Below are 15,493 nucleotides of genomic sequence, written 5' to 3'. Positions count from 1 at the left end.
GGAAAAATCATCAGTAATAACTGCACTCTTTCTGATGAAATGCTTGCCTCTTGTCATGGCGTTTGGAAGCATTCGATCGAACCTTGTTTTGAATAATATTCCTACTAAGACTGATACCAAAAATATAGACCATTGATTTTAATTTTTATTTTTAGGAGGTTAGTCTTTCCTTTTTAAGCGTTCAACTAGACGTTATATCATTTTATTTATCTAAAGCCTTCTCATGAGAATCAAAAAGTTTAACATCCTATCTCCAGACAAGATCCTGTTTTCTCTATTTATCAAAGAACGAGAGTGGTGTTCCTTAAGGATATAGCATAAGACTTTCCCATTTTTCTGTGATTGTTTTGCGAGAAAAGACTACACGTTCATGTAGACGATCAGGACCTTCAGACCAAAACTCTATATATAACGGACGAACGCGAAAACCAGACCACCAAACAGGACGGGGGAGAATTTCCTGCGATTCATAAAGAGATGTGTATTTCGCAACGGCTTTGTTCAAAAGATCTCGCGATACCATCTGTTGCGATTGTTTGGAAGACCAGGCTCCTATCTGACTTCCACGTGAACGTGAAGAATAATAAAGATCCGCTTCTGAATCACCGCACTTTTCAACCAATCCACGTAAACGCAGCTGTCGGTGCAAAGATTTCCAATGAAAACACAAGGAAGCTCTTGGATTTCCTTCTATCTCTTTTCCCTTGCAACTTTCAGTATTTGTATAAAAAACAAAACCATTCTTATCAAAACTTTTCACAAGAACTGCACGTGCATTTGGAAATCCCGTATGATCAGCAGTTGCCAGCACTGCCGCATTCGGATCATTTAATTCACTACGTTTGGCATCTTCCATCCATTGGGAAAACAACCCTAAAATTACATCATCGTCAAAAAACTTACATTTTATCATATATCATAATTTCTAGTCTATCAAAAAAAATGCACATAGAATATATACTATATGTTTACATAGAATTGAAATGGTGAACTTGAACCTGTCAAAGATTTATGCAATAGCATAGTGCGTTGTAAACCAAATAGAGGAGTTTTATATGCTTACAGCAGATGGCCTCATGAAAAATAAACGAGGCGTTATTTTCGGTGTAGCGAATAATCGTTCAATTGCATGGTCAATCGCCAAGATGTGCCATCAAGCAGGTGCTGAAGTTGCCTTAACATGGCAAGGAGATGCCATCAAGAAACGTGTTGTAAATCTTGTTGATGACATGGATTTTTTCATGGCTGGTGACTGTGATGTAACTAAGCCCGAAACAATCGATAATGTATTTCGGAATCTGGAAAAACGTTGGGGCAAAATAGACTTCCTCGTTCATGCCATCGCTTTTTCCGACAAAAAAGAGCTGACGGGTCGTTATATTGATACAAGCCGAGAAAATTTTATGCAGACGATGGATATCTCAGTATATTCTTTCACTGCGTTGGCGGCTCGAGCAGAATCCATAATGAATAAAAACGGAAGTATGCTCACTTTAACCTATTATGGTGCCGACAAAGTCATGCCACATTATAATATGATGGGACTTGCAAAAGCTGCTCTTCAATCATCTGTCCGCTATCTTGCAATGGATGTAGGAAGAAAATTGGGAGTTAGGGTCAATGCGATTTCTGCCGGACCAATCAAAACACTTGCATCTTCCGCCGTTGGTGATTTTCGATATATTCTTAAATGGAATGAGTATAATTCCCCACTTCGACGGAATGTTTCTTCTGATGAAGTTGGAAAAGCAGCTCTTTACATGCTTTCTGATCTTTCCAGTGCTGTTACTGGTGAATGTCATTATGTGGATGCTGGATATCATGTTGTTGGTATGAAAGCAGAAGATGCTCCGGATATATCCGTTGCTATGGAATGATAAATCTATCTTTTGAGACTTTGTTATGTCTGGTCTATTTCCCCTATATTTATTGAACCTAGGTTTCTCGCTTTGATACAAGGCTGTGGAATTTTCCATGATCGCCATTTCAAAGTTTGTGTTTCATAGGAAATTTTTGTGTTTTTACGGAAAAAAGAGATAGCGACATAGAGCATAAACTTTTCAGCCATACTACAAAGCTATTGTCGCTATCAAATGCAAAGTATAATAAGATCCTTTATCTTATTTATGGTATAACACAACCTATTGTTTTTGAAGACAAAGATGAAATGGAAGGAAAACCATTTCCCCTCCCTAAGAAAAGCATATTGAATGCGATATATACAAAGATGTGATCTTTTTTGACTATCGTCAACCATCCTTGTATTTGGGTGATTGAATTATCGGCATTGAACTGTGCATGCTTTAATCAGATTTTGTTATATCTCACCTGTTTTTTGATATATAGAAACTCGGAAATTGATATAGGATCATTTCCATGAGAAAATACAGGATAACAGAGGCTGCAGGACGAGACAGAAACCTATATAAAAAATGATTGTCTGCTTTGAAATCGAGTCTTCAAAATTCGTCTAATCAATTACCAAGCTTCTCTTATACAAAGATTGAAATTTCAAGTATTCCCTCTTCTTGAAAAGACTTGACTTTGTTTTGAGAAGAGTTTGACTAATAAACTCTTTAGGAAAAATATCAGGCATACGCACGAATTATCTTTAATGCACTTTCCATTATTTGGAAAAAACGAGATAAGAAAGACAGCTACGATCCCCTATACACCATCGCATAATCCAATTGGAACACTACCCAAAAACCGCAAAGCTCTCCGCGAAATAATTGGGATCTTTCCCCGACACCAACAAAAAACATAAACCATTGATTTTTTTATGGATTGGGTCTTGCCTTTCTATGGGTTTAACTGATGGATTATATGGATCTACTCTTTTCCCTCACTATATTATCAGTATATCAAAAATTTAAAATACAACCTATGATTTTTTCAGAAAACGGAATCAGTACGAACCAAGAATCGGTGTCAATTATTCCTGCATTAACCATCCATATTTATGCGAGATGAGCGAACAATGATCCCAAAAAGAGTTATAAGAAGACGTATAAATTATTAAACCCTCATCATAAGTCCAAAGGAATAATTTCGAGGCATCAATCTCTTTATTGCCTAAAAAGAGTAGATAGCAATTTAATATATCCATTTATGAATACGCTTCAAAACTATCAATGCATATTTTCCTTTCGAAATTTTCATGCATGCCCTACTTGAGACGAAAGCATAGACGTGTTTACGCCGAGTATTGCCATCGATCTTTCGTATTTTTCATCAAACTTCATATCAAAGATAAGATCTTCAACAGCCGGACAGGTAAGCCAACCATTTTGATGTATTTCTGATTCTAATTGTCCTGCCATCCAAGCTGTATATCCAAACATTATAGCCGATCTTTTAGGACCTTTTCCTTGTGAAATTGCTTTCATAATATCAACAGTTATAGTCAAAGAAATATTCTCACTAATAGAAATGGAAGAATCGCTCACATAATCGCTGGAATGCAAAACAAATCCACAACTCATCTCAAGAGGGCCACCAGAAAGGATAGGAAGATCCTCAGAATTTTTCAGGATGGAACTCATATTACCATATTCAGGTATATTTAAATTGAGAATTACCTCAACAAAAGAAAAATTTTCTTGTGGACGATTGATAATAAAACCCATTGCTCCAGTAGAAGAATGAGAACAGACATAGATAACGGAACGAACAAAATATTGACCCGTCACTTGAGGCATTGCGATAAGAAAATGACCATCTAAAAACCGTGTTTCACTATCACTTTTGTTTTTTTTTATTAGTAATGGCAATTTTTTCTCCTCACGAACAAAGATAAGAAATATATCTCTTCGGATTCTAAAAATACACAAGTATGCAATAAAAAAAGATATCATTTCACTTAGTGAATCCTCAATAAGATTTCTCTTTATAAAAATTCTATGATGGAGTCATTTCCATATAATCACTCTATAAAACCAATCTTGTGTATATCTTAGCAACACAAAAGATAATAATACATGGATTTTTTCCAATAAACGCACACGCTCTCCCTTGAATATCAAACTGCTCTGCAAAAGAATCAAAAGGATTCAAAAAATAATATTTCATAACAATAAAAATAAGATATGCATGGATTTTTAAAAATTCATCTTCCGATGAATGAGCCTTTCTATCACAAAGTAGGGTTATCCCATCACTTTACTACTTTTAAAAATGAAGAATTGATAAAAAGCATTCATAACACCTAGATAATTTCATAAAAACGAATCGTATAACTATAAAGTCAATTTTTATCAATACGTTACATATTATTTTATCCCTCAATAAAGACAATCAAAAAATATCCAGGGGAATAAAAAAATCAAAAAACGCACATGCCAATAATAAACAAGAATAGTTCTCCGATGCTTGTTTATAGAAAACAACCATAAATAACTTCTATTTTTCACAGCTTCTTCGGAAAACGATTTGAGTTTTAAACGACGTTTCGCTGATACTCAAATGCTTATCTCCAGAAAAATATACAGGTTATTTTTCAATTAAAAATCCGCAAAAAAAGATTATCCGCAAAAGAAAATCAAAAGATTGATATGAATTCACGGAAACTTTCGTCTTTTTTCAAAACATGAAAATTAACATCCTTCCCCCGCCCTGAAGGAAAAGGATTTCTACTACGGTTTAAACTATGAACTCAATCATGTCAGCGGGTTTATGCTTCAAAGAAATAGATTAATGATATACCCACACTCCTAAGACAAGCAAAAAGTACGGCATATATCCTCTCCTCAAAATATTGTGAGCCAGAATTTACCGTATATCCCGGACATACCCTGACACATAAATTTTCTGTATTAATCCTATATCAGATTCACAAAATAATTCTCCAAAATATAGCCATAAATATATTATAAAGCTTTATATTTCTGGAGATAATAATCAAAAAATATATAATTTTTGCAATATCTCTTCTTAAAAATCTTTTTACCAAGGATATCAAGGATCAAATATTGACCAACCTGTCCGAATAGCCAAAAGTTCAAGAGCATCAGCCCCTAACAAAGAATTACCCACCTTATTTAAGCCAGGGGACCATACTGCAATGGACGCCTTTGCTGGTGCAATAGCAAGAATACCCCCCCCAACACCACTTTTCCCAGGCAAACCAACGCGATATGCAAAATTACCAGAATTATCGTAATGACCACATGTAAGCATCAACGCGTTAATACGTCGAGACTGTTTTGAAAATACGATTCTCCGATCTGTTAACGGATTACGACCTTGAAATGCAAGGTATAAACCTGACTTTGCAAGCTGCTGACAATCCATCATTAAAGCACAATGGTGACAGTATACTTTCAAAACATCATAAACCGCATGAATAAGATTTCCATACGAGCGAACAAAATTCGCCAGTGCAAAATTACGATAACCAGTAGAAATTTCCGAACTAGCAACGATCGGATCTATATAAAAAGAGGTATCACCAGAAATTTCATGTATAAAATCTAAAAATTTTTTTATTGCTTGATCTACAGAATATCCTTCTAAAAACGCATCAGTAACAACTATAGCACCAGAATTAACGAATGGATTTCGAGGAATCCCATATTCATGCTCAAGCTGAACTATCGAATCAAAAGAGGATCCAGAAGGTTCAAGACCAACGCGTTTCCAAATATCTCCGCCAATCTTTCGAAGAACCATTGTAAGGAGAAAAACTTTGGAAATACTCTGAATCGAGAATGCAACTTCTGAATCACCTACTGAAAAAGTACTACCATCCGCAAGAGCAATGGTCATTCCAAATTGCATGGGATCTACTTTTGCCAATTCGGGGATATAGTCTGCTACACGACCTTCGCCGATGCGATGTTTTATATCCTTATAAATTCCATCAATAATCGACTTTAAATCCAAATACGATCCCCTTCTCCCTCTATGAATCAAGAATTTCTTTATTCAATCCACATCTAACGGGAATAAAACTCAACAATAAGGTTGGGCTCCATAATGACAGGATATGGAACCTCTTTTTGGGAAGCAGGAACTCTTATCAAAGTAGCTATTAGCTTATCCTTATCAACTCCAATATAATCAGGAACATCACGTTCAGGAAGCTGCATGGATTCCTGAATAGAAAGCATATTCTTGGATTTTTCACGCACTTCAATGACATCACCAGCCTTACAACGATATGATCCAATATTAACAGAAGATCCATTTACCTTAACATGGCGATGATTCACAAACTGACGTGCAGCAAAAACAGTAGGAACAAACTTGGAACGATATACTATTGTATCCAAGCGAGATTCGAGAAAACTTATCAAATTTTCAGAGGTATCTCCCTTACAACGATCTGCCTCTTTAAAAATAGAATGAAATTGCTTTTCACTAATATCACCATAGTACTTTTTCATTTTTTGTTTGGCACGCAACTGCAAACCAAAATAAGATGGCTTCGACTTACGACGCTGACCATGCGAACCAGGACCATAAGAACGTAAATTAACAGGTGATTTTGGACGTCCCCAAATATTTTCACCCATACGACGATCTATTTTATATTTGGACGATTCACGCTTACTCATAATACTAAATTCCTCTCAAATTACCGCTTCCATAGCCCCTAATTTCACTTAGAGGCATACCTAGGAAACGCACCCTCCTCTGATTTTACTCAATAAAATCTAACAGGCCACAGCAAAATCCGAAAACACAATGACCATGGGATACGTTTAATCAACAAACCAATAGAAAATATCTCTACTGATCCTCGTAGTGATTTAAGCGGAATCCCTCTCAAGGTCAATCCTAAAAACATATTTCCTCATTTATGAATGTATTTTCAATTTAAAAATAATTTTTACTCAAGGATCCTCGCTCATAAGAAAACTTCCTATAAATATCATCGATTGATTATGCCATGCATGAAAAGAAAACGAGTTTTAATCTTAGAGTAGCCAAAAGATAAAACCATAAACAGAACATAAGATTGAAAAGGAATACTAGAAAATTTTTACATTGGACATACTGTTAAAAATATCTGACCTCTGCCCAACAAGAGAACCAAGATATATTTTTTTGCAATCAATTATTTCTAAATGACTTTTATTTTTTATTCTTTTAATTTTACTCATAATTCGCTTTTTACCATAATAATTTCATCGCTGAACCCAATCCAATCAAGCGACATAAAGAATTTCATATAAAACTCTATCTTTTCCTAAATTATCATTATCCAAATATTCTTTTTCTTTTGATTCATTGAAGAATGGCTGCGATATGCAAAAGGAACAAACACAATACAAAGAAGTGTGTCTTTCAAAAATAACTGGCATAAATTATCAGATCTTTTGAAGATCACATAGATATTGATTGGTGGAGTTTATGAAACATCGTTTCGCTTGAGTGTAAGCCATCAATATTTCAATCGTTTTCTTATATAATAATATTATACACAAACTTAGAGCATCTGAAAACGCAATAATATTTGATAATTTAGTAAAAGAATCTACTGACTTTGTTATGAAATTTTCAATCTCCGATCCAATCCAAAAAATATCTATATTTCGTTGAGATGCCGTAAAAATCGCCCACCAGAGGATCTTTCTTTTTCGCAATCCTTAGCTTTTATATGTGCCAAGACGAATCTTTCTGAGAATATTTCAAATATAAAAATGAATAAACCCAAAAATACTGTCATAACTCATAACAAAGAGGGAAATTAGGTCATAGCATGTCGGAGATTCTCATCAATTTTTTCAAGAAAAACAATGGTTGATAACCAATCCTGTTCGGGACCAATCAGTAATGCCAGATCTTTTGTCATGAAGCCACCTTCAACAGTCTTAACACATACATGCTCCAGAATTTCGGCAAAATTTTTCAATTCAGCATTACCATCAAGTTTAGCACGATGAAGCAATCCACGCGTCCAAGCAAAAATAGAAGCTATCGAATTGGTGGAAGTTTCTTTCCCTTGTTGGTGTTGACGATAGTGCTTCGTCACCGTTCCGTGAGCCGCTTCAGACTCAAGGGTTTGTCCATCAGCCGTTATTAAAACCGACGTCATCAGACCAAGAGAGCCAAATCCTTGAGCTATAATATCTGACTGTACGTCTCCATCATAATTTTTACACGCCCACAAATAACCACCAGACCATTTAATCGACGAAGCCACCATATCATCAATAAGACGATGTTCGTATGTCAAACCAAGTTTATCGAATTTATCCTTAAATTCAGTTTTATATATTTCATCAAAGATTTTCCTAAAACGTCCATCATAAGTTTTAAGAATGGTATCCTTTGTTGAAAGATAGAGAGGAAATTGGCGTGCCAATGCATATTGCATTGATGCGCGTGCAAACTCTCGAATAGAATCATCGAGGTTATACATTGCCATAGCAACACCACTACTAGGAGAATCAAAAACCTCCTCTTCTATCACATGACCATCTTCACCTATAAATTTCAGAATCAATTTTCCTTTTCCAGGAAAACGAAAATCCGTTGCTCGATACTGATCCCCAAAAGCGTGACGTCCGATGACTATCGGTTTTGTCCATCCATGAACAAGTCGAGGTACATTCCTACAAATAATCGGCTCACGAAAGATAATTCCACCAAGAATATTGCGAATAGTTCCGTTAGGTGATCTCCACATATTTTTGAGACCAAATTCTTTCACACGCGCATCATTAGCAGTAATTGTCGCACATTTAACACCGACTCCATGTTTTTTAATGGCATAAGCGGCATCAATTGTTACCTGATCATTTGTTTGATCTCGATTTTGGATGGAGAGATCAAAATATTCAATTTTAAGATCAATATACGGATATATGAGTTTTTCTTGGATAGATTTCCAGATAATTCTGGTCATTTCATCTCCATCCAAGCTTACAATAGGATTAATAACTTTGATCTTTTTCATGGAAATTCCATTTCGCAAGAATTAAATTTAAGAGTATAAGAGGGCAGTATAACATCCAGAAAAAAGAAAGAAAAGAGACATATGGACTGTCTTATTTAACGAAAGAATCCCTTTTTAAGACGAATTCCGGCAAAAATTTTCATCCTTCAATAAAAAATGATATCTTTATATCAAAAGAAACACACTTTAAAGAATAAATGACTGAGTCTCTTAAAATCCAAAATAAGACATTGTTTCCATGGTTTTTTATACATATCTACTCTACATATTTTAACAATGTCTCTGCCTCTTCTGCACGGCTTTATCAGAATCCCCCAAAACCCTAAAATGATTTTTTGAGTAAATAAACCAAGCAAAGATCAGGGGAACAGTGTCAATCAGTCAACCGTTAAACCATTTAAATCCTTATACTATTTAAAACATATAGGCTCTCATATCACCCCAATCAAACGACAAGATAGAAACCTAATGTCAACGAAAATCTCCCTGAACTGGCTGTTGAGATGAGGATAATCCCTGATCCTGCAACCCCCCTGACCTGAGGATAATTCTCATGATCCATGATCCTGCAAATCCCCCGATCTAAGGACGATTCTCGTGATCCTTGATCCCCTGTGATCCCTGATCTTGCAACATGAACCTGATCTGATCCCTCTTGGAGATTCTTGATCCTGACCCTATCTAACCCAGATGCATTATAAGCGTTTTAAAATAAATATTTTAATAAAATCTGACTACAAACCCTTTAATCATTGCAAAAAAAATCTATCCTGCTAATAAAAAATGACAGAATATAACCCTTGAAAAAGGAAAGCTCACACGAACTCCTCACAGATGAACTTCCCGAATAAAACCTATCTTCACGAAGAATTTTATCTCATCTCTTCCTAATCAGAATCGGCAAGATTCTTTTCAACAACCCGAAAATCAAGATAATCTTCTCCAATAGATACCTCAACAGAAGATCCATCGGAGATTTCTGTGGAAAGGATTTTCTCCGCCAACGGATTCTGAACATATCTCTGTATAACGCGTTTCAAAGGTCGAGCACCATAAACAGGATCATATCCCTTGCGTGATAACCAATCAATTACCTTACTATCAAAATCAATCGATATATGCCTTTCTAGAATAAGAGATAATATCCTTTTCAGCTGGATACGAACGATCTTTTCCATATCTGATTCACGTAATCTCTGAAACAATATGACCTCATCAAGACGATTTAAAAATTCGGGTTTAAACGTAGATCGAACTACTCCCATTATCTTTTTATAAAGACTATCGCTCTCTTCATCATTTTGATCTTCTGCTAGATACTCTGCCCCCAAATTAGACGTCATAATAATCAGCGTATTGCGAAAATCTACAGTATGACCCTGACTATCTGTAAGTCTTCCATCATCCAAAACCTGCAATAAAACGTTATGTATATCTGGATGTGCCTTTTCAATTTCATCAAATAGTATCACCTGATAAGGACGCCTACGCACCGCTTCAGTTAACGCACCTCCTTCTTCATAGCCAACATAACCAGGAGGCGCGCCTATAAGACGAGATACCGAATGCTTTTCCATGTATTCAGACATATCTATCCGAACCATCGCTGATTCTTCATCAAACAAAAACTGCGCCAAAGCTTTTGCCAACTCTGTTTTACCAACTCCGGTTGAACCTAAAAAAACAAAGGATCCCATTGGACGCTTTGGATCGCTCAAACCAGCTCGAGAACGACGCAACGCATTGGAAACAGACGCAATAGCCGCACTCTGACCAATCACGGTTTTAGAAATTTCTTCTTCTACCCGCAAAAACTTTTCTCGATCACTTTCCAACATCTTATGAATAGGAATGCCCGTCCAACGCGATACAACACTGGCAATATTATCCGAATTGACAACCTCTTGAATCACATCTTTTGAAGTATCATCGTCTTTTTCTGCGTCTTCCAATTCTTTCTCTGTTTTGGGAATTAACCCATAAGCAAGCTCTCCAGCACGCTGGAATTCTCCTTGACGCTGTGCAATAGCAAGTTCATTGCGCATAGATTCCAAACGCTTTTTAAGATCAGCCGCATAACCGAGTTTTCTTTTACCCTCTTGCCAACGCAAGGACAGAACTTTTTCTTTCTCTTCCAAAGACACAAGTTCCTTTTCTAAGGATAAAAGGCGCTCCTTAGAATCTTGGTCTTTCTCCTTTTTTAAAGCTTCTTTCTCTATTTTAAGATGAACGATCCGACGATCAAGCTCATCAAGTTCTTCAGGCTTCGTATCTATCTGCATACGCACACGAGCAGAAGCTTCATCCATTAAATCAATAGCCTTATCAGGCAAAAATCGATCTGTAATATAACGGTTGGACAACACCGCGGCACTTACCAATGCCGAATCAGAGATTCTCACCTTGTGGTGCTGTTCATATCTCTCTTTCAGTCCTCGTAAAATAGAAACGGTATCCTCAACTGTAGGTTCACCAGTTGTTACAGGTTGAAATCTTCGAGCAAGAGCTGGATCTTTTTCCACATGCTTACGATATTCATCTAATGTCGTCGCACCAATACAATGAAGCTCTCCTCGCGCCAAAGAAGGCTTCAATAAATTAGAAGCATCCATCGCTCCATCTGTTTTCCCTGCTCCTATTAACGTATGCATTTCATCGATAAAAAGAACAACTTCACCATTTTCAGACCGTACTTCAGAGAGCAAAGATTTTAATCTTTCTTCAAATTCTCCCCTAAATTTTGCTCCTGCAATCAACGCTCCCATATCAAGCGCCATTAATCTCCTACCCTTAAGAGATTCAGGAACATCACCATTGATAATACGTGTAGCCAAACCTTCAACTATAGCTGTTTTACCAACACCAGGATCTCCAATAAGGACTGGATTATTTTTGGTACGACGCGATAGGACTTGAATTATACGACGCATCTCATCATCACGTCCAATTACGGGATCAAGCTTACCTTCACGTGCTTCCTGTGTAAGATCACGACAATATTTCTTTAAAGCATCAAATCCTTGTTCAGCATTAACGGAATCAGCCACGCGCCCTTTACGCAACGCCTTAATAGCGGACTGAAGACGATCAACACTAACTCCACACTGCTTGAGAGATTGTGCTACAGATCCCTCCACCAACATCATTGCTAAAAGAAACTTTTCAATCGTTACAAAAGAATCTCCGGATTTTTTTATAACCTCCTCTGCTTTAGAAAAAATTCCTGCCAAAGGCTGAGAAAGATAAATCTGAGCTCCTCCTCCCGTTACTTTTGGTGTTTTAGAAAGCTGTTCTTGATTAATCTTCTTCAGCTTCTGAAGATCTCCTCCTGAACTTCTTATCAATGAACAAGCAACCTCTTGTCCATCTTGAAGAAAGACATGCAAAACATGCTCAGGCATAAAGCTCTGATGTCCCTGAGCTAAGGCATACGTCTGGGAAGACTGCAAAATGCCACGCATCAATTCTGAATATTTCGAACTATCCATAGAGAAAAATCCTCCTTTGCATCTTATTGCCCATCCATCACATCAAGTAGTGCGGCAAATCGCTACAATCAAGATCAATTACTTCAAAAAATTCTCTAAAGTATTATACAATAAAAAATTCACTCGGTTTCTATCGACACAGCAGGAGGATTCTTATCAGAAGAAGATTCGCTTTTTTCTTCCACAGATCTATTATGATTAAAAGAACGAGGAGATCTCGGTCCCCGGGAACGAAGAGGACGACGCACTCGCTTAACAGCTGTCTCCATTATTTCCGGAGAAGCCCTCTCAAACGATATTCCTTCAGCTGGAGGTTGAGAACCATTTTCACCAAAAACCATTTTCTGACCATCTGGAATGACAGGCTGAGAACTCAAGCCACCAGAAAAATCTTCCATACGCCCATTTTCTTCCTTTACAGGAGGAATATCTTGCGCATCGCGCTGCACTTTTTCCTGTATTTGCCCATGAGCCGTAGCAATAATGCGATTGTAATGCTCTGCATGCTGAAAATGATTCTCAGCCATGACATAATCACCCGCACTAATCGCATCACGAGCAAGAGATGTATATCTTTCCGCTATATGCTGCGCGGTACCACGAACCTTAACATCAATTCCAGAGCTATCGTAATTACGCATCAATGGATTAAGATTTTTACGATTAAAATTTCCGTTATTACTGCTAGAATCGCGTCCGCGACCACGCTTGTATTGTTGTCCTGATCTCATTTACTTCCCACCAAATTTATGAAAAATACTCTATTTGTTACTTTTTAGTAAAAGATTCAATCTATCAACTCATCCACTCATCCACCCATAAAATCAAAAAATCCGATCACTTCTCAATCTCTCAAAAGACCTGAGAGGATGAAAGGGAACAACTCACACCCGTACCCGTGCAGATTCAGCGACAAAACAACAATACTCTGTCATTGTCTCCATAATCTTTCACATACTTTAATAAAAACAACTTTTTCTTCTCAAAAATACGCACAACATCTTTCTTTTGATCATAACCGATTTCAATACAACATATGCCATTTTTACTCAAATGCCGACGCACACCATCCGCTAGGATGCGATAGTGAGATAAACCATCCGCTCCACCATCAAGAGAAATACGCGGATCAAAATCCTTTACTCTCGAATCCAAACCATCTACCACAGCAGAAGCTATATAAGGCGGATTTGAAACAATAACATCAAAAAAACCTTTAACAAACGAAAACCAATTACTTTGAATTGTAAGAAATCTTCTACCAAGCCCATTAATAGAAGCATTTTTTCTTGCAACTTCAAGCGCTTTGCAAGAAACATCAACACCTATACCTTTAAAATCAGAACATTCCTTCAATAAGGCAAGGCAAACCGCTCCAGTTCCCGTTCCAAGATCAAGGATACGCATACCTGACTTCCGATCCGAAAAATTCACAACATGAGATAAGACTGCAGAAACCAACAGCTCCGTCTCAGGCCGAGGCTCAAATGTATACGGTGAAATCTCTAATTTTAAATTATAAAAACCACACCATCCGAGGATACGATGTATTGATTCATGATTCAAGTGTCGAAACATTGCTTTTTTAATAGACAACAGCTCCATATCCTCAAGAACCATATCGGGAAAAGCAACTAGTTGACATGGATTCAATCCCGTAACACCACATAACAAAACACGAGGATCTCCTAATCCCTCCAATCCAGAATCCTGAAAACAAAACTTTATAAACGAAAGACAGCCACCAACAGTACGAGGAATCTCTTTCGTCAGTAACGAATCACTCACCAATGGACCCTATTCTTTTTGCCTGATAATCAGAAAGCAAAGCATTGACAATCTCGTCAATACTCCCCTCTAATATCCGTTCCAGCTTATAAAGCGTCAAATTAATTCTATGATCGGTAACGCGACCCTGTGGAAAATTATATGTGCGAATACGTTGCGAACGATCCCCTGAACCAATTTGTGCTTTACGATCTGCAGATCTTTCGCTTGCCAATCGCCCTCTTTCGGCATCATAAAGCCGAGCCCTCAATACCTTCATTGCCCGCAACCTATTCTGGTGCTGTGATTTTTCAGAAGACGTAACAATGATCCCAGTAGGAATATGCGTAATTCTCACTGCTGAGTCTGTAGTATTAACGTGTTGACCTCCCGCACCCGAAGATCGCATAGTATCGATACGAATATCTTCTGGAGCAATGACAATATCTACTTCTTCTGCCTCTGGCAAAACTGCAACAGTTGCAGCTGAAGTATGAATTCTGCCACTTGCTTCAGTCGAGGGAATACGCTGCACCCGATGTACTCCCGACTCAAATTTCATACGAGCAAAAACCCCACGACCAAATATCGTAGAAATTATTTCCTTATATCCACCAGCATCATTTTCACTTGATGATAAAATCTCAACTTTCCATTTCTGTAACGCAGCATAACGCTCGTACATACGAAAAAGATCCCCGACAAATAACGCAGCTTCTGAACCTCCCGTCCCAGCACGAATTTCAAGAATACAACTTTTATCATCATCCACCTCCTTAGGCAAAAGAAGACAGCTTATTTCATACTCAAGCGCTTTTATTCTCGTCTCTAATTCACGAAGCTCATCCTGAGCAATAGATTGAATCTCTAAATCAATATCTTGATCAGCCAGAAGAGCACAAAGATCAACCTCTTCCTTCTTTGCTTGGTCGTAAATGTTAATCTTAGAAACAACCGGACTAACCTCAGCATACTCTGAAGTCAACTTGATATAATCTTCTATCGAAGGAGAATCGGACATACGCGATTCTATTTCAGAAAGACGACTCTTCAAATCACACATCTGCTCATCAGAAAGAAAACTCAAATTCAAAAACTCTCACAAAAGCTAACACAAGGGTATATTATTTCCCTGTGTCACAATATTCAACAAAGCCACCAGGCATATTTTTACAAGATGATAACGATCTTGCAATTCATCACCAAACAAGGAATGCAAGATCTCCATGAGGCAATATTGCTTTAATCAAAACAAATCGACTCCACTAACTTGGAAACAAAACCATATACTATATTTATTAATGCCATCGCATAAAAAGCGATTTCCATCTAT

General features: G+C 37.2%; 10 protein-coding genes. 1 reads left to right on the top strand and 9 read right to left on the bottom strand.

Going from position 1 to position 15,493, the window contains the following annotated elements; translation table 11 throughout:
* Positions 1-304: 304 nt before the first annotated feature.
* The gene (pdxH, locus tag H0G72_RS01650) at positions 305-913 is read right to left on the bottom strand and encodes a pyridoxamine 5'-phosphate oxidase (RefSeq protein WP_182016970.1); all 609 of its coding nucleotides are present in this window, start codon (positions 911-913) and stop codon (positions 305-307) included.
* A 142-nt stretch (positions 914-1,055) separates the two neighbouring features.
* Here pdxH and fabI point away from each other — a divergent pair, with 142 nt between their 5' ends.
* Positions 1,056-1,877 carry an enoyl-ACP reductase FabI gene (gene fabI, locus H0G72_RS01645; protein WP_182016968.1) on the top strand — a complete coding sequence of 274 codons (822 nt, stop codon included), beginning with the start codon at positions 1,056-1,058 and terminating at the stop codon, positions 1,875-1,877.
* 1,281 nt (positions 1,878-3,158) lie between these two features.
* Here the strand turns inward: fabI and H0G72_RS01640 are convergent.
* From H0G72_RS01640 to prfA, 8 genes are all read right to left on the bottom strand, one after another.
* Complete coding sequence (locus H0G72_RS01640) at positions 3,159-3,701, bottom strand: YqgE/AlgH family protein (protein ID WP_409049310.1); 543 nt, start codon at positions 3,699-3,701, stop codon at positions 3,159-3,161.
* A 1,255-nt stretch (positions 3,702-4,956) separates the two neighbouring features.
* A complete protein-coding gene (locus H0G72_RS01635) occupies positions 4,957-5,883 on the bottom strand; it encodes a glutaminase (protein ID WP_182016964.1) in 927 nt (308 codons plus the stop codon).
* A gap of 53 nt (positions 5,884-5,936) precedes the next feature.
* Positions 5,937-6,557, bottom strand: coding sequence for a 30S ribosomal protein S4 (rpsD, locus tag H0G72_RS01630; RefSeq protein WP_182016962.1), 621 nt, complete (start codon positions 6,555-6,557; stop codon positions 5,937-5,939).
* A 1,136-nt stretch (positions 6,558-7,693) separates the two neighbouring features.
* A complete protein-coding gene (locus H0G72_RS01625; protein ID WP_182016960.1) occupies positions 7,694-8,905 on the bottom strand; it encodes an NADP-dependent isocitrate dehydrogenase in 1,212 nt (403 codons plus the stop codon).
* A gap of 887 nt (positions 8,906-9,792) precedes the next feature.
* Positions 9,793-12,393, bottom strand: a complete 2,601-nt coding sequence (gene clpB, locus H0G72_RS01620; RefSeq protein ID WP_182016958.1) for an ATP-dependent chaperone ClpB — start codon at positions 12,391-12,393, stop codon at positions 9,793-9,795.
* Positions 12,394-12,512: 119 nt separating this feature from the next.
* The gene (locus H0G72_RS01615) at positions 12,513-13,124 is read right to left on the bottom strand and encodes a DUF4167 domain-containing protein (RefSeq protein WP_182016956.1); all 612 of its coding nucleotides are present in this window, start codon (positions 13,122-13,124) and stop codon (positions 12,513-12,515) included.
* Between the two features lie 175 nt (positions 13,125-13,299).
* The gene (gene prmC / locus H0G72_RS01610) at positions 13,300-14,181 is read right to left on the bottom strand and encodes a peptide chain release factor N(5)-glutamine methyltransferase (protein ID WP_182016954.1); all 882 of its coding nucleotides are present in this window, start codon (positions 14,179-14,181) and stop codon (positions 13,300-13,302) included.
* Positions 14,174-15,247 carry a peptide chain release factor 1 gene (gene prfA, locus H0G72_RS01605; RefSeq protein WP_182016952.1) on the bottom strand — a complete coding sequence of 358 codons (1,074 nt, stop codon included), beginning with the start codon at positions 15,245-15,247 and terminating at the stop codon, positions 14,174-14,176. The genes prmC and prfA overlap by 8 nt, the downstream gene beginning before the upstream one ends.
* Positions 15,248-15,493 lie beyond the last annotated feature (246 nt).

This window comes from Candidatus Liberibacter sp. (genome assembly GCF_014048425.1).
Taxonomy (GTDB): Bacteria; Pseudomonadota; Alphaproteobacteria; order Rhizobiales; family Rhizobiaceae; genus Liberibacter.
Note: the sequence above shows the minus strand (reverse complement) of the source record. Positions and strands in the feature narration are given on the sequence as shown.